The sequence below is a fragment of the Microbacterium sp. NPDC055442 genome (genome assembly GCF_053644215.1).
Map to the genome: position 1 here is coordinate 425631 of NZ_JBSHLF010000002.1, position 21422 is coordinate 447052.

The following is a 21422-nucleotide window of genomic DNA, read 5'->3' on the forward strand; positions in this document are numbered from 1 at the left end:
CCTACTTCGAGCTCTTGCCGTCGGTGTCGCCGGAGAGCGCGGCGATGAACGCCTCCTGCGGGACTTCGACGCGGCCCACCATCTTCATGCGCTTCTTGCCTTCCTTCTGCTTCTCGAGCAGTTTGCGCTTGCGGCTGATATCACCGCCGTAGCACTTCGCCAGCACGTCCTTGCGGATCGCGCGGATGTTCTCACGCGCGATGATGCGTGCGCCGATGGCAGCCTGGATCGGCACTTCGAACTGCTGACGCGGGATCAGCTTGCGCAGCCGCTCCGTCATGAGCGTGCCGTACGCGTACGCCTTGTCGCGGTGCACGATCGAGCTGAACGCATCGACCTTCTCGCCCTGCAGCAGGATGTCGACTTTGACCAGATCGGCCGTCTGCGAGCCGGTCGGCTCGTAGTCGAGGCTCGCGTAGCCCTGCGTGCGGCTCTTGAGGTGGTCGAAGAAGTCGAAGACGATCTCGCCGAGCGGCATGTCGTAGCGCAGCTCGACGCGATCCTCGCTCAGGTAGTCCATGCCCAGGAGCGTGCCGCGGCGGCCCTGGCAGAGTTCCATCACGGTGCCGACGTAGTCCTTGGGCAGCAAAATGCCGACCTTGACGACGGGCTCGGTGACCTCGGCGACGCGTCCGTCGGGGTATTCGCTCGGGTTGGTGACGGTCACCGTCTCGCCGGTGTCGGTCGTGACCTCGTAGGTCACCGACGGCGCGGTCGTGATGAGGTCGAGGCCGAACTCGCGCGACAGCCGCTCGGTGATGATCTCGAGGTGCAGCAGTCCCAGGAAGCCGCAGCGGAAGCCGAAGCCCAGCGCGACCGAGGTCTCGGGCTCGTACTGCAGCGACGCGTCCGAGAGCTTGAGCTTGTCGAGCGCTTCGCGCAACTCGGCGTAGTCGCTGCCGTCGATCGGGTAGACGCCCGAGAAGACCATGGGCTTCGGGTCGGTGTAGCCCGGCAGCGCCTCGGCGGCGGGCTTGCGCAGGTTGGTGATCGTGTCGCCGACCTTGGACTGGCGCACGTCCTTCACACCCGTGATGAGGTAGCCGACCTCACCGACGCCGAGTCCCCTCGAGGGCACGGGCTCGGGGCTCGACACGCCGATCTCGAGCAGCTCGTGGGTCGCCCTCGTCGACATCATCTGGATGCGCTCGCGGGGCTCGAGCTTTCCGTCGACCATGCGGACGTAGGTCACGACGCCGCGGTAGGAGTCGTAGACCGAGTCGAAGATCATGGCGCGTGCCGGCGCGTCGGCGTCACCGCGCGGAGGCGGGATCTGCTCGACGATGCGGTCCAGCAGCGATTCGACGCCCAAGCCCGTCTTTCCGCTGACGCGCAGGACGTCTTCGGGGTCGCCGCCGATGAGGCCGGCGAGCTCGGCCGCGAACTTCTCGGGGTCGGCGGCGGGCAGGTCGATCTTGTTGAGGACGGGGATGATGTGCAGGTCGTTCTCGAGCGCGAGATAGAGGTTCGCGAGGGTCTGCGCCTCGATCCCCTGCGCGGCGTCGACGAGAAGGACAGCGCCTTCGCACGCCGCGAGACTGCGCGACACCTCGTAGGTGAAGTCGACGTGCCCGGGGGTGTCGATCATGTTGAGCGCGTACGTCGCGTCCGGTCCCTGCGCCTGTTGGAGCGCCCACGGCATGCGCACGGCCTGCGACTTGATCGTGATGCCGCGTTCGCGCTCGATGTCCATCCGGTCGAGGTACTGAGCGCGCATGTCACGGTCGGCGACGACGCCCGTGATCTGCAGCATCCGGTCGGCGAGGGTCGACTTGCCGTGGTCGATGTGAGCGATGATGCAGAAGTTCCGGATCATCTCGGGCGGAGTCGCGGACGGCTCGAGAGGCTTCAGGGCGCGCGGTGACATATCCTGTCGATCCTACCCGGCGGGCGCGGGGTTAGCCTTGTGGCCATGGCGGTCCAGGTCGTGTTCGTACACGGCATCCGCACGTCCGCCACGATGTGGCGTGCTCAGGTCGCCCATCTCGAAGAGCGCGGTCACGCCGCGACGGCGGTCGACCTGCCCGGTCACGGTGCGCGACGGACGGAGATCTTCGACCTCGACGAGGCCTTCGCCACGATCGACGCGGCCGTGACGGATGCCGCGACCCGGGGTCCCGTGCTGCTCGTGGGGCACTCGATGGGCGGCCTGCTGTCGACGGCCTACGTGGGCGCGGAGCAGCGCCCTGCGGTCGCGGGCTTCATCGCGGCATCCTGCACGGCGCTTCCGCGGGGTGTGGGACTCACCGCCTACCGGTTCCTCGCGCGGCGCTTCGATGCGCTGCCCGATCGCGGGATGTGGCTCAGCAATCGCTGGCTGGCCTCGACGCTTCCAGTCGAGACGCGTGCCGACTTCGGCGCCGGCGGCTACGCCTTCGATGCTCAGGACGTCGCGCTGCGCAGTCTGTCGGTGCTGGATCTGCTCGCCGCTCTCTCGCGCATCGACATGCCGCTGTGGTTCGTGAACGGTCAGTACGACCAGCTGCGGGTCAACGAACGGCTCTTCACGAGGATCGCCCCGCACGCCGAGCTCGTCGTCGTGCCGCGCACGTCGCACCTCGTGACGGCCATGCGCCCGCGCGTCTTCAACGCCGTGCTCGATCTCGCGATCGCGACACTCGACGTGCGGGATCAGGCAGTGCACGAGAACTGATAGAGTCGGTGATTGGCTTGCGTGTGGGTTCTGCCCTCACGACCGCCGACGCGACGGCCCTCTCCCGGCGCCCGGCACTTCCATCGAATTCACTCCGAACGAAAGACGTCGAACGTGGCGAACATCAAGTCGCAGATCAAGCGCAACAAGACCAACGAGAAGGCGCGCGAGCGCAACAAGACCGTCAAGAGCGAGCTGCGGACCGTCATCCGCAACACGCGCGATGCCGTCGCCACGGGCGACAAGGCCGCAGCCGAGACGGCGCTCAAGCAGGCGACGAAGAAGCTCGACAAGGCCGTCAGCAAGGGCGTCCTCCACGAGAACCAGGCCGCGAACCGCAAGTCGGCCATCGCGAAGCAGGTCGCCGCTCTCTGAGCCGCATGATCTACAGGCCCGTCCCTCCGGGGGCGGGCCTTTCGTGTTGCCGGGGATGCCGCGGGGCAGGGCGGGACCGCTGGTCAGGCGCCGAAGGGCGCGCGCGTGGCGATGACCGTGATGAGCCGCTCGAGGGCGAACACCGGGTCGCGCGAGCCGCCCTTGACCTCGAGATCGGCCCGCGCGGCCGCCTGGATCGCCATGCCCAGCGTCGTTTCGTTCCACCCCGTGAGGTCGCGGCGCGCGCGATCGACCTGCCAGTCCTTCAGGCCCAGGCGCGCCGCCATCGCCGACGACGACTCGCGGTGGCCCGCGACCCGCGCCATGGTGCGCAGCTTCGACGCGATGGCCGCGACGAGCGGCACGGGATCGGCGCCGGATGCGAGGGCGTGGCGCAGTGCGACGAGCGCGTCGCCGTAGCGGCCGGCGATCGCCGTGTCGGCGACGGCGAACGCCGAGGTCTCGACGCGACCGCCGTAATAGCGCTCGACGACCTGGTCCGTGATGTCGCCGGGCACATCGGAGATCAGCTGCTGGCAGGCGGCGGCGAGCTCGGTCACATCGTCGGCGAAGGCCGACACGAGGGTGCGCAGCGCGGTCGGAGCGATGCGCTTGCGTACGGCGGCGAACTCGCCGGCCGCGAAGTCGAACCGATCCGAGTCGCGCTTGATCGCGGGGCAGGCGATCTCGATGCCGCCGCCGGTGCCGGCGCGGATCGCGTCGAGCAGCTTCTTGCCGCGCACGCTCGCGCCGGTGTGCCGCAGCACGACCGTCGCACCATCCTGCGGGCCGGCGAGGTAGGCGATGGCTTCGGTCAGGAAGGCGTCGGAGCATTTCTCGACCCCCGACACCCGCACGAGACGCGGCTCGCCGAAGAGCGAGGGCGAGGTCATGCCCAGCAGCGAGCCGGACGTGTAGTCGTCGGCGCGGAGGTCGGACACCTCGAGGCTCGGATCCTCGGCCCGGAGGAACTCGCGGACCCCCGCGATGGCCCGCTCGGCGCACACCTCTTCGGGGCCCGAGACGAGCACGATCGGCGCGGGTTGCGGTGCGCGCCACGACACCTGCGGGATGACCGACTTCGATGCTCGACCCGACGACGCGGAGGATCGTCGGGGTGCGGCAGCCATGACTTCAGCCTACCGACCGGCACCGACAGGCTTCAGCCGCGCTCGCGCCAGATCCGCAGGGATCCCTCGCGCACGGACAGCGCGATCATGCCGTGCGTGTCGGTGCGCGCGATCGACCCGCCCAACACCGTGAGGGCGTCGAGGATCTCCCGCCGCGGATGGCCGTACCGGTTCTCTGCCCCGACGGTCACGAGTGCCACGGCGGGGTCGGCGCGGGCGTAGAGAGCGACGTGCTGGTCGGCGCTGCCGTGGTGCGCGACCTTGACGAGCGCGTACGGCGGATCGAGCTGTCCGGATGCCGCGAGGCCGGTCTGCGCCCCCGCGGAGAGGTCGCCCAGCAGCAGGGTCCGTGGCACGTCTCCCCCGCCGATGTCGAGCACGACGCTCGCATCGTTCCCGTGCGGGAACGCCGGGCTGTGCGCACGCGGCCACAGCACGCGCCATCGCGCCGCGCCGAGCATCCCCTGCATGCCCGCCGTCGCGAAGACGCTGTCGGCACCGTGCTGCGCCAGTCCGGCGAGAAGTCGCTCGTCGTCGGCGGTCGCGGGAGGCCCGTGCAGCACCGCGTCGACGCGTCCGCGCACGGCGGCGACACCGCCGACGTGGTCGAGATCGAAGTGCGTCAGCACGAGCAGATCGATGTGCGAGACGCCGACGCGGGCGAGACAGGCCTCGAGTCGTTCGGGTTCGGGGCCGGTGTCGATGAGCGCGATCGCGGCGCCCGACCGTACGAGCACCGCGTCGCCCTGGCCCACGTCGCACACCAGCACGCGCCAGTCCCCGGGCAGAGTCCAGCTGCCCGCGACGGTGCCCGCCGCGGCGTTTCCCGTCGCGACCCCGATCACGATCGCGACCAGTGCGCCGCATGCCGCCCCCACTGCCCGCCTGCGGCCTCTGCCCGGGCGCAGCCCGATGAGGATGCCCAGCGCCGCGCCCACCGCGCCGAGCAGAACGGCCCCTGCCGGCCCCTCGACCCACGGCAGAAGATCGCCCGGCAGCGCGGTCGCGGTGTGCGCGGTCGCCGCGACCCACGCCGCCGGCAGCCACGCGACAGCCGCCAGCCCCTGCTGCACCCACGGCAGGGGCGCGGCGAGGCACGCTGCGAGCCCGACGACGGTTCCCGCCGGCGCCGCGGGCGCCGCGAGCAGATTGGCGAGCACGCCGTACAGCGGCACGCTCGGCTCGATGAGCACGAGGAGAGGTCCGCACGCCAGCTGGGCCGCGAGCGGCACGGCGAGCATGAGCGCCAGTGCGCGCGGCAGTCGTCGCGCCAGCCCGTCAGCGAGTGGACGTGCGAAGACGAGCAGCGAGCCCGTCGCCGCCGCCGACAGTGCGAAGCCGAGCGAATGCGCGAGCCACGGATCGGCGATCAGCAGGACGGTGGCGGCGAGGCTCAGCACGCTGACGCCCACGCCGGTGCGCCCCAGGAGGAGCCCGACCATCGCGATCGCCGCCATCGTCGCGGCGCGCACGACGCTCGGCTCGGGCGTCACGAGGACCACGAAGCCCGCGAGTGCGCTCAGACCCGCGACGACGCGCGCCGAACGTCGCGCGCCGAGCGCGGCGGCCGCGAAGAAGGCGATCCCCACGACGAGTGCGCAGTTCGCCCCGGACACCGCCGTCAAGTGGGACAGCGCGGAACGCTTCATCGCGGCGTCGAGCTCGACGGACACGGCGGAGGTGTCCCCGACGGACAGCCCGGGAACGAGCCCTGCCCCCGGCTCGGGCAGTCCGGCGACGGCACGCACGAGCCCGTGCCGCAGACCCGCGGACACGGCGAGGATGCCCTGCGGCGGCGTGAGGACCGTCAGCCCCTGCCCGGCCCGCAGCTCGAGCACGGCACGCTCGCCCGCATCGCCGGGTCTCGCGGTTCCGCGGGCCGCCACGACGGCTCCCACATCGAGGTCGTCGCGGTCTCCTTCGATATCGCCGGGAGCGACGCGCACGACGATCTCGCCCGTCACGGAGTGCTCGACGGACCCGATGCGCACGGCGCTCGCCCGGGCATCGAAGGCGAGCGTGCCGTCGACGCGGCGCTCGACCTTGCCGATGACGTTCGCCCGCACCTCGATGAAGCGGCCGCCGTCGACGGCGAGTGTCGCGAGCTCGGCGCGCGCGCCGTGCGCGAGGGCGACATGGGATGCCGCGGCACCACCGGCTGCGAGCGCCACGACGAGCACGACCGCCACGCCTCGGAACGTGTCCCGCCGCCCCGCTCGTGGACGGACGGACAGCACGAGCACGAGGGTCAGCGCCGTCGCCCACAGACCGCCCGCGACCTCGGTCGCCCTGTCGGGGGCGGCGGTCGTGAAGGCCGCCGTCGCCCACGCGACACCGGCGGCGGGAAGCAGCCGCAGGCGCCGTCTGAGCCGACCGTCATCCGCCACGGCCTGACGCTAGTGACGCGCCTCGGGGCCACGGCGGCCACGCCGGTCATCCGTGCAGAAGTGCGGTGACTGCGCGGGTGGGGAGGAGCTGGAGTGTCAGGGGATCGCGTGCTCGTGGATCGTCGAGGTGAACGACTGCCCGTTGAGCTCGAGGTACACATGGCCCTCGGTCACCGAGAGGGTCGCGGTGTTGCGGCGTTCGATCGCCGGCGTGACCGAATCGATGAAGCCCGAATCGAAGCTGCGCACGGGAATCTCGGCCGATCGGTGGATGCGCTTGCCCGACCACGTCGCGATGACCTTCGCGGGATCGCGGTGCGTATATACGACGGTGCGGTCGGCGAGCTTGCTGCCGTGATGCAGTCGCGCCGCGTCGGGCGAGCCGACCTCGATCCATGCCGTCACGCGGTTCGTGAGGTCTCGCACGAGCACCGCCGGCTCGTCCGTCGCCGAGACGCCCTCGCTGAAGGAGATGCCCTCTTCATGCTCGAGGCAGAAGGCGAGCACGCGCGTCATCATGAAGGCGTCGGTCTCGGACGGATGCCGCGCGACACGGAGCATGAGGTCCTCGTAGACTCCGCGGTCGACGTCGGCGAGCTGCACATCGAACGTGTGGATCGTCGCACCGAGGGCCATGAATCCGAGCCTACGCGCTCAGACCGTCACCAGATCGCGCAGCGACTCGAGCATCTTGTCACCGATCCCGGCCACCGCGAGCAGGTCGTCGACACTCGTGAACCGCCCGTGCTGCTCGCGCCACTCGATGATGCGCTGCGCGATGGCCGGCCCGACGCGCGGCAGCGTCTCGAGCGTCGTCGCGTCGGCCACGTTGAGATTGACACGGCCGTCGGTCACCGGTGCGATGTCGGCAGATGCCGGTTCATCCCCTTCTTTCGGGACGACCACCTGTTCGCCGTCGCTGAGTGGACGCGCGAGATTGACGGCGTCGCGCGCCGCTCCGTCGACGAACCCACCCGCTGCCGCGATGGCGTCGACGACCCGGGCGCCGGGGTGCAGCACGTAGAGCCCGGGTGCGACGACGGCCCCCGAAACGTGCGCGTAGAGGTCGGGGGCCCGCTCCCGGGGTGCATCCGTCACCTCATCGAACGCGACGGACTCGACCGGCGCGACGGCACCGCGCACGATGCCGATCCCGACGGTCACGGCGAGCGTCGCGATGACGAGGACGACGGCGGCGCCCACGCCGAGCCGGCGGCGTGTCGCGGGCGGATCCTCGGCCGTGGTCACGCCGCCACGCTAGGGCGGGCGAGGCCGCTCGTGACGACGGGCATTCCGATCCGTGCGCTGCCGCGGGCCGTACCCGCCTGGGGAGGAGCCGGTCAGCGCGTGCTGAAGCTCACGACCTTCGGTGCGCGCACGATCGCGCGCACGATCTCGCGATCGCCGAGCGAGCGCAGCACCCGCTCGTCTCCGCGGGCGAGCGCCTCGAGGTCGTCGCCGGAGATACGCGCGGGCACGTCGAGCGTCGCGCGCACCTTGCCGTCGATCTGCACGATGGCGGTGACGGACTCCTCGACGAGCAGGGCCGGGTCGGCCTGACGCCACGGCACGACGCCGACGAACGAATCGTTGCCGAGCATCTCCCACATCTCTTCGGCCGTGTGCGGCGCGAACAGGTCGAGGATCATGGCCGTCGCCTCGGCGGCCTCCCGCACAGCGGGGTCGGCGGCGCCGGCGCCCGAATCGATCGTCTTGCGCGTCGCGTTGACGAGCTCCATGAGCCGCGCGACGACGACGTTGAACTTCGTCTGCTCGATGAGCCCCGGCGCATCCGACAGCAGCCGGTGGGTGACGCGGCGAAGCGCCGCGTCGCCGTCGGCCCACACGGCATCCGGTGCGCTCGTGACGTCGTGCGCGACGCGCCACGCGCGCGCCAGGAACTTCGCCGCTCCCGTCGTCGAGACGTCGTCCCAGTCCTTGTCGTCTTCGACGGGTCCCGCGAAGGCGAGTGCGACGCGCAAGGCATCGGCGCCGTGCGCCTCGAGCTCGTCCGAGAACAGCACGAGGTTGCCCTTGCTCTTGGACATCTTCGCGCCGCCCAGGATCACCATGCCCTGGTTGATGAGCGACGAGAACGGCTCGGTGAAGTCGACATAGCCGAAGTCGAAGAGCACCTTCGTGATGAACCGGGCGTACAGCAGGTGCAGGATCGCATGCTCGACGCCGCCGATGTAGAAGTCCACCGGTGCCCAGCGGTCCGCCTGGTCGCGCGAGAACGCCTGATCGGGGTCGCCGGGGTTGAGGAAGCGCAGGAAGTACCACGAGCTGTCGACGAACGTGTCCATCGTGTCCGGGTCGCGCAGCGCCGGCTCGCCCGTCACGGGGTCGACGGTCTGCATCCACTCGGTCGCGCCGCCGAGGGGCGACGTCCCCTTCGGGGACAGGTCCAGGCCGTGCGCGTCGGGCAGGACGAGCGGCAGCTGGTCGGCGGGAACCGGCTCGATGCGACCGTCGGCCGTGTGGACCATCGGGATCGGGGTGCCCCAGAAGCGCTGACGCGAGATGAGCCAGTCACGAAGACGGTAGGACTTCGTGGCCCGGCCGAGCCCCTTCGCCTCGAGTTCTTCCGTGACGCGCGCGATGGCGTTGCGCTTGGACATGCCGTCGAGCGAGCCGGAGTTGATGAGGCGGCCCTCACCCGTCAGGGCGACCCCGGTCTGCGCCGGATCCTCGAGGGATGCCGCATCCGTGCCGGGATCGATCGGGACACCCTCGTCATCGAGCTCGATGACCGGGATCGACCCCGTGACGGGGGCCGTCGTGTCGACGACGACGCGCACCGGCAGGTCGAAGGCGCGGGCGAAATCGAGATCGCGCTGGTCGTGCGCGGGCACGGCCATGACCGCGCCGTGACCGTAATCGGCCAGGACGTAGTCCGCGGCCCAGATCGGCAGTCGCTCGCCGTTGATGGGGTTGATCGCGTGGCGCCCGAGGAAGACGCCGGTCTTGGGGCGGTCCGTGCTCTGCCGCTCGATGTCGGTCTGCTTCTGCACCGTGGCGAGGTAGTCCTGGAAGCGCGACTGCACGTCGGCATCGGCGTCGGCGACGAGCTCGGCGGCCAGGTCGCTGTCGGGGGCGACGACGAAGAACGTCGCGCCGTGCAGCGTGTCGGGGCGCGTCGTGAAGACCGTGACGCGCTCGTCGCGCCCCTCGATCTCGAACTCGATGTCGGTGCCCACCGAGCGGCCGATCCAGTTGCGCTGCATCTGCAGCACCTTGTGCGGCCAGAATCCTTCGAGCTGGTTCAGGTCATCGAGCAGGCGGTCGGCGTAGTCGGTGATCTTGAAGTACCACTGCGTCAGCTTCTTCTTGACCACCTCGGCGCCGCAGCGCTCGCACCGGCCGTCGACGACCTGCTCGTTCGCGAGCACGGTCTGGTCGTTGGGGCACCAGTTGACGGGGCTCTGCTTGCGGTACGCGAGGCCCTTCTCGTGCAGCAGCTGGAACAGCCACTGGTTCCAGCGGTAGTAGTCGGGATCGCTCGTGTGCAGCACGCGATTCCAGTCGAACGACACCCCGTAGGCGTGGAACCCGGCCCGCTGCTGCGCGATGTTGGCGTACGTCCACTCACGCGGGTCGGCGCCGCGCTTGATGGCGGCGTTCTCGGCGGGCAGACCGAACGAGTCCCACCCGATGGGGTTGAGCACGTTGTAGCCGCGGTGACGCCACGAGCGGGCGACGATGTCGGAGTAGAGGTAGTTCTCGGCGTGCCCCATGTGCAGATCGCCCGACGGGTAGGGGAACATCGCGAGCACGTACTTGCGCGGCCGGGTGTCCTCTTCACCGCCCGCGCGGAACGGATCCTGCTCTTCCCACCGTGCCTGCCACTTGCGCTGGACGGCGTGCGGGTCGTAGGCGCCGCTGTCGGCCGTGGTGTCGGGGGGCAGGGTATGACTCACGGAGAAACACCAATCATGGGATGCCGGGCGAAGCGCGGGAGCGCCACCCTCCAGATTAGCCGACCCCTGCTTCACCAGCCGTGCGGCAGATGCGCCCCGAGGGCGGCGAGCGGACCGCGGGCTTTGATGCCCACCTCGGCGACCTCGTCGGCGGCATCCGACCGCCACGTGATGCCACCGCCGGCTCCGACGTACGCTCCGCCGGGATGCACGACGACCGACCGGATGACCATCGCGAGGTCGAGGGCCCCGTCGTCGCCGACCCAGCCGAAGGCGCCCGAGAAGACCCCGCGCGGCGCGCCCTCGAGCCCGTGCAGGATCGTCATGGCCGACAGCTTCGGCGCACCGGTCATGCTGCCGGCGGGAAAGGTCGCCGCGAGCAGCTCTCCCACGGTCGAGTCCTCGCGCAGTCGCCCCGACACGGTGCTGACGAGCTGGTGCACGGCGGGGTACGACTCCACCTCGAGGAGACCGTCCACGCCCACCGAACCCGGTTCGCAGACGCGAGACAGGTCGTTTCGCATGAGGTCGACGATCATGACGTTCTCGGCTCGCTCCTTCTCGCTTTCACGAAGCTCGCGTGCGAGAGCCGCGTCGGTGGCGGCGTCGCGGCCGCGGGGGCGCGTGCCCTTGATGGGCCGCGTACGCACGCGGCCCCCGCTCACCTCGAGGAAGCGTTCAGGGCTCGCGCTCGCGAGAGCGTGCCCGCCGGTGAGCACGAGGCCGCCGTGGTGTGCGGGCGTCGCGTCGCGCAGTCGCCGGAACACCATGCCGGGATCGACGGATGCCGCGACATCGAACCGCGTCGTGAGGCAGAGCTGGTAGGCGTCCCCCGCCCGGATCGCATCACGGCAGCGCTGGATCAGGCGCGCGTACTCACGCGGGCTGTGACGGACGCGTGCCGGCCCCAGGTCGGGCGCCGCGGCAGGGGACGGGGCGGGCGCGGCGCCGAGGAGACCCGCGACGAGCGCGTCACGCTCCCCCGCGTGCGAGAACACCCACGCGCGACGCGCGGTGTGATCGAACGCGACGAAGCGACGCACGCGCAGCCACGCCTCGGGCGGAGTCGTGCCGTCATCGGCCGAGACGGGCGCGCCGGCCCGGCCCGCGGCATCCTCGTAGCCGAGCCAGCCGACCCAGCCACCCTGGAGCGGACCGCCCACCGGCGGTTCGGCCGGCCCGCCGCACCGGACCGCACGCACGCGCTCCACGTCCGTCTCACGGTCGCCGACGCCGACCCAGCTCCATCCCGAATCCGCGGTGGGACCGGCGTCGAGCCAGAACACGTCGGTATGGCGCCGCGCGAAGTACGCGAACGCCGTCGACGGGTCCATCCAGCGCGGCAGGGCGACCGGCGGGAGAGACTGCGTCATGTTCCCAGGCTAGGACGATGCGTGCGCTTTAGGCTCGTGGGGTGAACGAGATCCTGACGTGGCTGCTGGACACTGTTCAGAGCGTGGATCCCGTCGTGCGTGCCGTCATCGCCGGCATCGCGATCATGCTCGAGACGAGCGTGCTGGTGGGCCTCGTGGTCCCCGGGGACACCATCGTGATCGTCGCCGGCACCGCGGTGGGTGGTTTCGCCGAGGGCGCCATCCTCGTCGTCGTCGTCGTGATCGGAGCGCTCATCGGCGAGAGCATCGGGTTCTGGCTCGGGCGGCTGCTGGGACCGAAGATCCGCGACTCGCGCGTGGGCCGGTGGATCGGCCGGGACAACTGGGATCGTTCCGAGCGCTATCTACAGCGCCGCGGCGGTCCGGCGATCTTCCTTTCGCGCTTCCTCCCCGTCCTGCACTCGCTCGTGCCGCTCACCGTCGGCATGAGCGAGTACTCGTATCGCCGCTTCCTCGCCTGGACGACCCCCGCCTGCATCATCTGGTCGACCGCCTACATCTCGGTCTCGGCCGCCGCCGCCGGAGGCTACCGGGCACTCGCGGACCAGCTGCACTTCGCCGCATACATCTTCGTCGGCGTCATCGTGCTCTTCCTGCTCGCCGTCGTGCTCGTCAAGAGGATCATCGTGCGCTCCGAACGACGCCACCTGACGCCGTCGGTCGACAGCGACGGCGACGCCGAGCCGTCCAGGATCGACACGGACGACGTGAAAGACTGAGGGGATGCCCGAGAACTCCGAGGCCCCGGCGCCCACGAAGGTGCTGTGGCTGGCCCGACTCGAGCACCGTCTGCACACGTGGCGCGAACGCCGTGTGCGCGCACGCGGCCTCACGCCGACCGTCACGCCGTTCCCCGGGTACGGCGGCGTCGGCTGGATCCGCGTGCTCGGTCGGGTCCTCATCGTCCCCCCCGTCAAGCCGCGCAACCCCGGCGAGTACGCCGGTGTGCGGGGATGGCGCAGCTTCGCCGCCGTGCCCGTGGGCTACGCGCAGGTGAGCGTCACGATCGCCGGTGTGACCCACGAGGTCGTCGCCGATCGCGGCGGAGTCATCGACACCCGGCTGCCCGCGACGCTCGAGCCGGGATGGCAGACCTTCACGATGTCGGTCGAGGGCAGCGAGCCCATCGAGACGCGCGTGTTCATCGTGGGACCCGACGTGCGCTTCGGCGTCGTCTCCGACGTCGACGACACCGTCATGGTGACGGCGCTGCCGCGCCCCCTGGTGGCGGCGTGGAACTCGTTCGTCGTCAACGAGCACGCCCGCCAGCCGGTTCCCGGCATGGCGGTGCTGCTGGAGCGGGTCGTGCGCGATCACCCCGGCGCGCCGGTCGTGTACCTGTCGACGGGGGCATGGAACATCGCACCGACCCTGATCCGGTTCCTGCGGCGCCATGTCTTCCCGCCCGGGGCGATGCTGCTCACCGACTGGGGCCCCACGCACGACCGGTGGTTCCGCAGCGGCAGGGCGCACAAAGAGACGAACCTGCGCCGGCTCGCGCAGGAGTTCCCCCAGGTGCGGTGGCTCCTCATCGGCGATGACGGCCAGCACGACGATGACCTGTATACGACGTTCACGAGCGAGCACCCCGGCAACGTCGTCGCTGTCGCCATCCGGAGGCTCACCCCCGCGGAAGCGGTTCTCGCGGGCGGTCGCACCGCCGTCAACGACCACTCCGCGGCGGGGATCCCCTGGGTCGCCGACAACGACGGCGCGGGACTGCTCGAGAGACTCGAAGAAGTCGGCGTCATCGATGTCTGCCCCCCGACGTAGGCTGGCGCCATGTGCGGACGATTCGTCGTGGCCAGTGCCGGCTCGGAGCTCGTGGGCGTCCTGCGCGTCGACGTCGCGGGAGATGACCTGCCGCCGCCGTCCTACAACATCGCTCCGACGAGCACGGTCGGGATCGTGCTGGACTCCAGCAAGACCGACCCGCCGACGCGCCGGCTCGAGCCCGCCCGCTGGGGACTCGTGCCGGGGTGGGCGAAGGATCCGAAGATCGGCTCCCGCGCGTTCAACGCACGTGCCGAAGAGCTCGAAGACAAACCCATGTTCCGCACGGCGCTGCAGCGACGACGAGCCGTCGTCCCGGCATCCGGCTATTTCGAGTGGAAGAGCGCCGACGGCGCGAAGGTCCCGCACTACATCCACCCCGCCGACGGTTCGCCGCTCTTCTTCGCGGGTCTGTACGAGTGGTGGAAGGACCCCGCGAAGGCCGACGACGACCCGAGCCGGTGGCTCCTGAGCTTCACGATCCTGACGCGCGACTCGATCGGGCGGCTCGGGTCGATCCACGACCGCATGCCGCTGTTCGTCGACGCCGACCACGCCGACGCCTGGCTCGACACCGACACCGACAACGTCCGCGATGTGCTCGACGCCGCGATCGACGCCGCACCGGCCGTCGCAGAGACGCTCGACGACCACGTCGTGTCGACCGCTGTGGGCAACGTGCGCAACGACTCCCCCGCGCTCATCGAGCCGGTCGACGAGGCTTCCTGAGCCGCGGCGCCTATCCTCGAACGGTGTCCACGCTCGCCGCATCCCGCACCGTCCTCGACGTCGACGCGTGGCGTGCGGCCCAGACGCGGCACGAAGAGCGCGCCGATGCGCTGACGGCGGCGCACCGGCAGCGCGCGCGCCGCGGTGAGCGGCATCCCGTCGAGGACTTCCTCTTCACGTACTACTCGTACAAGCCGGCCGTGCTGCGGCGGTGGCACCCCGGAGCGGGGATCGAGCTGGCGGATGCCGCTGCTGAGCCGCGCGCGACGTGGCGCTGGTACGCTGCGGGCGGCGACCCGGGATCGCTGACGGTCGATTCGGCCGCGTTCCGCGCCGACCGGGGGTCGCTCCTGGCCGGCATCGCCGCGATTCTCGGCGCGACCGCGGCTCGCCCCGCGGGCTTCGGCTGCTTCGGACTGCACGAGTGGGCGATGGTCTACCGCCAGGGCGAGCACCGCCACCCCGAACCTCTGCGGCTCGGGCAGGCCGAGACCGACGCCGTCGTCGAGGCGGCCGAGCTGCGGTGCACGCACGCCGACGCGTTCCGCTTCTTCACGCCCGCGGCGGTACCGCTCAACCGCGAGCAGCCGACGCGCGCGACGCAGGCTGCCCTCGAGCAGCCCGGCTGCCTGCACGCCGGCATGGACCTCTACAAGTGGGCCGTGAAGCTGGGGCCGCTCGTGCCCGGTGATCTGCTGCTCGACGCGTTCGAGCTCGCCCGAGACATCCGCACGCTCGACATGCGGGCTTCACCGTACGACCTCGCGGCGTGGGGGTATTCGCCCGTTCCGATCGAAACGGCGGAGGGCAAGGCGACGTACGTGCGTGCGCAGCGTGCGTTCGCCGCGCGCGGGCAGGCACTGCGTGCCCGCCTGCTCGACGTCGTCGAGCCCGGCTGATCACTCGGCCGGCGCGCACTCCGTGCACGGCAGCAGGCCCCGCCCGTCTGCCGCGAGCTGCAAACGCAGCTCGAGCACGCGGGCGGCAGCGTCGTCCAGCCGCGAGGCGGGCAGCGCCCCCGACTCCACCGCCGCCACGATGCCGTCGATGATGAGGGTCGCCGAATCGGCCGTCGAGAACATGACGGCGAGCACCATGTCGTTCCCGGCGGCGAGAGCAGCCACCGCGTTCGCGACGGGATCGGCGTAGGCGGGGTCTCCCGAGGCCTGCAGCATCCCGAGGTCGTCGGTGACGATGACGCCGTCGAACCCGAGATCCTCGCGGGCGATGCGATGCCACTCGGGCGACAGGGTCGCCGGTGCAGCGTCGACGGCCGTGTAGGCGAGGTGGCCGAACATGAGCAGCTCGGCGCCCGTGTCGATTCCCGCGGCGAACGGCTCCCCCGCCGTCGCGCGCCACAGGTCGGCGGGCATGTCGGTCGAGGGGATGCCGGCGTGCGAATCGCCGGGCGCCGCCCCGTGCCCCGGGAAGTGCTTGAGCGTGGAGAGCACGGTGCCGTGCTCGCCCTCGACCGCCGCGGCGACGCGCTCCGCGCCCGCGGCAGGCGTCGTGCCGAGCGCCCGTCGGTGGATGAACATCCCCGGATCGCTCGTGACATCGGCGACGATCCCGAAGTTGACGGCGACGCCCGCACGCTGCACGAGTGCGGCGCGGCCCGCGAAGGCGTCCCGCGCCTCGTCGACGGGACGGTCCTTAAGCACGATGGCCGAGGCGAAGTCATCCCACGGCAGGCGTGTGACGTCTCCGCCCTCCTGATCGATCGCGAGCAGGGGCGGCAGCGCCGGATCGACGGTCATCGCCGCCGTCAGACTCTGCAGCTCGGCCTCGGTGGCCGGAATGTTCGAGCCCATCAGGATGAAGCCGCCGACGCCCGTCGACGCGACGTACGCGCTCACCGCCGTGGCATCCGTCGTCGGGATATGTCCCATCACGACCGTCGCGGCCCGCTCACGCAGCGACAGCGAATCCCTCAGGGCAGCCGCACGCGCCGCGCCGTCTTCCGGCGTCGCGGCGCGTACGACGACCAGCGGCTCCTCAGCGCCCGTGTCTGCCACGGCCGGAGCAGACGGCGCCACGAGTGCACCGAGGCACAGCAGCGCGGCCAGAAGCGGGCGATGGCGAGTCATCCGGACAGCATAAGCGCGCCGGCTCATCCGCCCAGGCGGCCTCTATCTCTCGACCAGCGTGAGACGCAGCAGCCGATCGTCGCCGGCGTCGGGCTGACCGCGGCCGTCGGTGTTGTTCGTGAGCACCCACAGGGTGCCGTCGGGCGCGGCGACGACGTCGCGCAGGCGGCCCTGGCCGGTCAGTGCGACGCCCGTCTCGCCCGTCGTCGCATCGTGGAAGAGCAGCCGCGCGCCGCGCAGTCCCGCGATGAACACCGTCTCGCCGACGACGGCGATGCCACTCGGACTCGCGTCGGCGGTGGCCCAGACGGCGACCGGGGCGATGAACTCCGCGTCGGTGCTGTCGCCCTCGACGAGTGGCCACCCGTAATTGCCTCCGGGTTCGATGCGGTTGAGTTCGTCCCAGGTGTTCTGACCGAACTCGCTCGCCCACATCGTGCCGTCCGGGGCCCACGCGATGCCCTGCACGTTGCGGTGCCCGGAAGACCAGACGACCGAGTCGAACGGATTGCCGGGCGCGGCCCGTCCGTCCGGCGTCACCCGCAGGATCTTGCCGCCGAGATAGTCCGGGTCCTGGGCGCCGTCGCCGTACTGCGCGTCACCCGTCGTGACGTAGAGGTAACCGTCCGGGCCGAAGGCCAGGCGTCCCCCGTTGTGCGTCGTCGCGCGCGGGATGCCGCTGAGGATCACCTCGCCCGCGCCGAGCTCGAGTGCTCCTTCGGGGCCGAGCAGTGGCATCCGGATCACGCGGTTGTCGGCGTCGGTGCCGTGGTAGGCGTACAGCCACGTCGCGTCGTCGGCCTCGAGCAGGGCGAGCCCGTGGAGGCCGGATTCGACGTCGGCGACGACCCCCGGCACCTGTCCCGCCTCGCGCAGATCGCCCGTCGGCGTGAGCTCGAGGATCGTGCCCGAATCGCGTTCCGAGATGAGAGCGCCGCCCCCGGGGAGCGGCGCGACGGACCAGGGCGCCGAAAGGCCCTCCGTGAGCGTTTCGGGTTCATCGGCAACGCGCCAGGCCCCGGCCGGCGCCATCGTTGCCTCCGGAGTCGGCGTGTCCGCAGGGGCGGATGTCGGACGCGGCGAGGGGCTGTCGGCGGTGCACCCGGATGCGGCCAGAGCCAGCGCGATCACCGCGACGAGCACGGCGGATCGGCGGTGAGGCATATGTCCAGGCTCATGCAGACGCGCCGCCGACGCAAGGTCCGGAAACACGAACGGGTGGTGCGGGCGGACTCGCCGCCGCGCACCACCCGTCCGATGGCTCAGATGAGCGTCAGCGTCAGAACGCCCGAGTACGTGCCGACCCGGGTCGAGCCCGGCACGCCGAGCACGAGGTCAGCACCGCACGTGAACGAACCCGCGCTGTGTCCTGCGGCGGAGGCGCAGAGCGTCGCCGAGTCGCCGATGCCGGTTCCCGGAGCAGCCGGTGCACCCGGGGTGACGACCGAGTTCTGCGAGCCGTCGGTGGGCAGGTCGCTGTCCGCCGCACGCGCGTTCGGGGTCCATCCGAGGTTCTCACCCAGGATGCTGCCGGTTCCGCTCGTGAAGTCGGACATCTGCGCCGTCAGGTCCCAGCCCGCGGCGGTGCCGCGCGCATCGAGGACGTCGACGGGGTGCAGCGCGCCGGTCGTGGTCTGGTCGATACCCGTGAGGGCGACCGACTCGAGCACGACGGGCTCGTCACTGGTGACGGTGAGCGAGAGCGTGCCCTGCTCGACCTCGGTCGTGATGACCTGGTGGTCGGTGCCGGGTCCGCTGGCGCCGAGGCGGGCGAGCAGCTCCTGCGCACCGCCGACGACCGGCAGCGTGAGCGACGAACCCGAGGGGTCGACGGTCAGCTTCGTGCCGGGCGCGGGGCGCACGGTGAACTCGTTGTCCGACGACGTCACGACGACGCCGATCTTCGATCCGGCCGGGAACACGTAGTCGTGCGGCTCGAACGCGAAGGTGAACTGGTTGAACTCACCGGGCACGATCGCGTCGGTGCGCGCAGCGGACTCGCGGTTCTGCACGTCCATCCAACCGCGCGTGATGATCTTCGGTGCACCGTTCGCCGGGTACTCCACGAGAGCGGCGGAGAGGTTCGCCTTCTCGCGGTCCACCGCCATGTCGAGCGACACGCGGGGCGTGCCCGAGAAACGGACCGAGTCCGTCAGAGCGTTCGTCTGGTAGACGAGGCGGTTCGGCGACTCAGCGGCTGCAGCCAGCGCCTGCGTGCGCAGCGATGCGTCGTCGATGATCGTCTCGGTGACGGCGTCGCGCTCCGTGCCGAAGGCCAGCGTTCCCACACCGTTCGCGACATCGGCCGCGTGGAAGTTCAGCGTCACGTCGGCCGCAGCCACGTCGGGCCAGTTGGCGTACGGCGTGTTGACGCGATCCTCGCGCTGCACGGTCGCCTTCGGCATGCTCTCGACGCCGTTCTCGTGCTTGAACAGATAGCGGGTGAACCAGCGGTTCACGATGTCCGCGGGCAGGGTGCTGGTGTGACCACCCTGGTGCAGGTAGATCTGGTGCGGCGTGCTGGTCTTCTTGAGCGCCGTGTACAGGTCGGACGCGTTCGTCATCATGACGTTGCGGTCGTTCAGACCGTGCGTCACGAGCGTCGCCGCCTTGATCTTGTCGACGTCGTTCAGGTAGTTCCGCTCGTCCCAGAAGCCGTTGTAGTCACCCGTGACGCGGTCCTGCTCGGCGCGGATCTGGTCGATGACGGGCTGGCAGGTGGCCTGGTCGGGACGCGTGTGCACGTAGTCGGCGAGCACGTCGGCGTCTTCACCCTGGTAGCCGCCGGGCGCGCGCACGGCGCCGTCCGAGCGGTAGTACTCGTACCAGTTCGAGATCGCCGCGATCGGGACGATCGCGTCGAGGCCCTCGACGCCGGTCGTGGCGACGGCGGTCGGGAGCGTTCCGTTGTACGAGGTGCCCATCATGCCGACGCTGCCGGTGGTCCAGTCAGCGGTGACCTGCTGCGAGCGGTCCATGCTCGTGTAGCCCTTCGCCCGGCCGTTCAGCCAGTCGACGACGGCCTTGCCGGCGAGCGTCTCGTTGACACCGCCCGTCGTGGGGCAGCCTTCCGAGAAGCCGGAGCCCATGCCCTCGGCGTGCACGACGGCGAAGCCGCGCGGAACCCAGGTCGCCTCGTGGCTCGAGGAGATCTTCGGGCTGGTGCGGGGTTCCCGCGGCGCGGGGAAGCCCGGCTTCGAGGTCGGAGGAGCGCCGAGCTCGTGGTCGACGGACCAGTTCTCGACGGCGCCGCCGCCGGCGTAGTACGGGCTGATCTCGAAGACGACGGGAACCTTGAGGCCATTGGCGGTCTCGGGAACGCGCGTCACGTCGATGTGGATGAGGTCGAGCTTGCCGTCTCCGTCGGAGTCGATCTCGCTCTCGACCCACGCTTCTTCGCGGATCCAGGCGTTGCGGTCGGTCGTGAAGACCGCCTGTGCCATCCCGTCGACGAACGTGGGCGTCGTCGCGGTGTCGGCGTTCGCGGGGTTGGCCGCCAACACCAGGCTGCAGGCGACCGCGGGAACCGCGATCCCTACGGCCAGAGCGCGACGTCGCGCGGTGGCCTTGGTGGAATGTTGCATGTTACTGCTTCTCCTTTTCATCGGGTGAGAGGCGGGTGTGCTCGCGTCAGCTGGAGCGAGCAGGTTCATCGGACTCGGGGAGGTCGCGCTCGAGCGCGACCTCCGTCGGACCGGCGGCGGTGCCGCTCGGCTCGGTCACGGATTCGCGCGCAGCGGATGCCGCCGTGGCTTCGGCTGCGGCCGCTTCTGCCGCAGCGAGGCGCTGGCGCAGACGACGGCCGCGCAGCCAGACGAGCACGATGATCGCGATGACGATCACGAGCGCGACGATGAGCAGCCACGGCACGGCCCAGGCCATCCCGGTCGCCGAATGCTCGCCATCGACGTCGGCTGCCGCGCCGGACATCATGGGCTCGAGGGTGACCGTCGCGAAGAGCAGGAGTGCGGGCGGCACATCCTCCAGCTCGGCGCTGAGGGTCACGGTCGCGCCCGGCAGAATCTCGGGCACCTCGATCTCGTGGACCGCATCGAGCGACAGCCCGAAGGGGCCGGTGATCTCGATCGTGGCAGGGCCCCCCACGCGCATGTTGCCGTCGTTGGTCACGTCGAACGAGACCGTCGCCGGGCCCGACGCGAAGATGGGCGACGCCGAGTAGGCGATCGAGACGTTCGACACGTCCACCGCCGGAAGCTGATCGCCCGGGACGTTGACGTAGACGCGTGCGCCGACGCGGCGATCGACCGCGACCTGCTGCTCGCCGTCGCCGCCGCCGGCGAGTTCGACGACCGACGCGACGATCCCGCCCGCGTGATCTCCGGGCGATGCCGTGGGTGACACCGTCAGGCGGAAGGGCACGTCGATGCGCGTCCCCGGCTCGACGGTGAAGACGCCGTCGCCGTTGAACCCGACCCAGGTGCCGACATCGGTCGAGGGGGTGTCCGCGGGCGGCAGCGTGAAGGCGCCGTCGGCCGTCATGGCGGCATCCATCGCGTAGACCCGCAGGTTGAGGGGTGTCGTCCCCAGGTTCGAGACGCCGATGTAGTCGGTCACCGTCTCGCCCGGAGCGAGCGTGTAGACGAAGGCGTCGCGTCCGTCCGGCCCCTCGGCGGACGAGGGCTGCACGGCCCAAGTCGTGACGTCGTCTGCCGCGGTGGCGGCCGGCGCTGACACGGCCGCAAAGCCTAGGCCGAGCACGAGCGTACTGACGATCGCCCCGAGCCGGGCGGCGACGTTTCTCACGTGGGTACTCCTGCATCCGCTGGCGCGCGCGACAACGGCGCCCAGTCTTCGGTAATGGTAGGTGGTGACGGTCTCGACCTCATCATGCGGCCGTCCGAAGATGACCCTACTCCGCGCGACAAATGTCGCCCCAGACCGCGAGACCGCATCGGGGCGCCGAAACCGTGGGTAGACCCCGCAGTCTCGACCCGCGGTTGCAGTCTCGCGGGA

17 protein-coding genes are annotated in these 21422 nt (G+C 70.7%); 6 read left to right on the forward strand and 11 right to left on the reverse strand.

Features of this window, described 5'->3' with window-relative positions; genetic code table 11:
* Position 1: 1 nt before the first annotated feature.
* Positions 2–1867, reverse strand: a complete 1866-nt coding sequence (gene lepA, locus ACWIBS_RS06480; RefSeq protein WP_376128905.1) for a translation elongation factor 4 — start codon at positions 1865–1867, stop codon at positions 2–4.
* A gap of 45 nt (positions 1868–1912) precedes the next feature.
* On the opposite strand from lepA, the gene ACWIBS_RS06485 reads away from it, so the two are divergent.
* On the forward strand, positions 1913–2653 hold the full coding sequence (locus ACWIBS_RS06485) for an alpha/beta hydrolase (protein ID WP_376128907.1): 741 nt from the start codon (positions 1913–1915) through the stop codon (positions 2651–2653).
* Positions 2654–2767: 114 nt separating this feature from the next.
* Positions 2768–3028, forward strand: a complete 261-nt coding sequence (gene rpsT, locus ACWIBS_RS06490; RefSeq protein ID WP_376128908.1) for a 30S ribosomal protein S20 — start codon at positions 2768–2770, stop codon at positions 3026–3028.
* An 83-nt stretch (positions 3029–3111) separates the two neighbouring features.
* On the opposite strand, the gene holA is transcribed toward rpsT, so the two are convergent.
* The 6 genes from holA to pabB all read right to left on the reverse strand — a co-directional run bounded on the left by holA (position 3112) and on the right by pabB (position 11838).
* The gene (holA, locus tag ACWIBS_RS06495; RefSeq protein ID WP_376128910.1) at positions 3112–4158 is read right to left on the reverse strand and encodes a DNA polymerase III subunit delta; all 1047 of its coding nucleotides are present in this window, start codon (positions 4156–4158) and stop codon (positions 3112–3114) included.
* 32 nt (positions 4159–4190) lie between these two features.
* Positions 4191–6545, reverse strand: a complete 2355-nt coding sequence (locus ACWIBS_RS06500; protein WP_376128912.1) for a ComEC/Rec2 family competence protein — start codon at positions 6543–6545, stop codon at positions 4191–4193.
* Between the two features lie 96 nt (positions 6546–6641).
* Positions 6642–7181: a YaeQ family protein gene (locus tag ACWIBS_RS06505; RefSeq protein ID WP_376128913.1), complete on the reverse strand. Its 540-nt coding sequence runs from the start codon at positions 7179–7181 to the stop codon at positions 6642–6644.
* Positions 7182–7199: 18 nt separating this feature from the next.
* The gene (locus ACWIBS_RS06510; protein WP_376128915.1) at positions 7200–7793 is read right to left on the reverse strand and encodes a helix-hairpin-helix domain-containing protein; all 594 of its coding nucleotides are present in this window, start codon (positions 7791–7793) and stop codon (positions 7200–7202) included.
* 92 nt (positions 7794–7885) lie between these two features.
* Positions 7886–10465: a leucine--tRNA ligase gene (gene leuS, locus ACWIBS_RS06515; protein ID WP_376128917.1), complete on the reverse strand. Its 2580-nt coding sequence runs from the start codon at positions 10463–10465 to the stop codon at positions 7886–7888.
* 71 nt (positions 10466–10536) lie between these two features.
* Entirely contained in the window at positions 10537–11838 is a 1302-nt protein-coding gene (pabB, locus tag ACWIBS_RS06520; protein ID WP_376128919.1) for an aminodeoxychorismate synthase component I, read from the reverse strand.
* A 41-nt stretch (positions 11839–11879) separates the two neighbouring features.
* On the opposite strand from pabB, the gene ACWIBS_RS06525 reads away from it, so the two are divergent.
* From ACWIBS_RS06525 to ACWIBS_RS06540, 4 genes are read left to right on the forward strand one after another with little or no spacing between them, the layout of a single operon-like run.
* Positions 11880–12578, forward strand: a complete 699-nt coding sequence (locus tag ACWIBS_RS06525) for a DedA family protein (protein WP_376128921.1) — start codon at positions 11880–11882, stop codon at positions 12576–12578.
* 4 nt (positions 12579–12582) lie between these two features.
* Complete coding sequence (locus ACWIBS_RS06530; RefSeq protein WP_376128923.1) at positions 12583–13632, forward strand: App1 family protein; 1050 nt, start codon at positions 12583–12585, stop codon at positions 13630–13632.
* 9 nt (positions 13633–13641) lie between these two features.
* Complete coding sequence (locus tag ACWIBS_RS06535) at positions 13642–14361, forward strand: SOS response-associated peptidase (protein ID WP_376128924.1); 720 nt, start codon at positions 13642–13644, stop codon at positions 14359–14361.
* A 23-nt stretch (positions 14362–14384) separates the two neighbouring features.
* Positions 14385–15260 (forward strand): 3-methyladenine DNA glycosylase, encoded by an 876-nt coding sequence (locus tag ACWIBS_RS06540; RefSeq protein ID WP_376128926.1) that lies wholly within the window; start codon positions 14385–14387, stop codon positions 15258–15260.
* On the opposite strand, the gene ACWIBS_RS06545 is transcribed toward ACWIBS_RS06540, so the two are convergent.
* From ACWIBS_RS06545 to ACWIBS_RS06560, 4 genes are all read right to left on the reverse strand, one after another.
* On the reverse strand, positions 15261–16448 hold the full coding sequence (locus ACWIBS_RS06545; RefSeq protein WP_376128928.1) for a glycoside hydrolase family 3 N-terminal domain-containing protein: 1188 nt from the start codon (positions 16446–16448) through the stop codon (positions 15261–15263). It lies immediately after the preceding gene.
* A gap of 42 nt (positions 16449–16490) precedes the next feature.
* Positions 16491–17612 (reverse strand): PQQ-dependent sugar dehydrogenase, encoded by a 1122-nt coding sequence (locus ACWIBS_RS06550; protein WP_376128930.1) that lies wholly within the window; start codon positions 17610–17612, stop codon positions 16491–16493.
* 98 nt (positions 17613–17710) lie between these two features.
* Positions 17711–20032, reverse strand: coding sequence for a Xaa-Pro dipeptidyl-peptidase (locus tag ACWIBS_RS06555; protein ID WP_376128932.1), 2322 nt, complete (start codon positions 20030–20032; stop codon positions 17711–17713).
* Positions 20033–20078: 46 nt separating this feature from the next.
* Positions 20079–21212 (reverse strand): COG1361 family protein, encoded by a 1134-nt coding sequence (locus ACWIBS_RS06560; RefSeq protein WP_376128934.1) that lies wholly within the window; start codon positions 21210–21212, stop codon positions 20079–20081.
* Positions 21213–21422 lie beyond the last annotated feature (210 nt).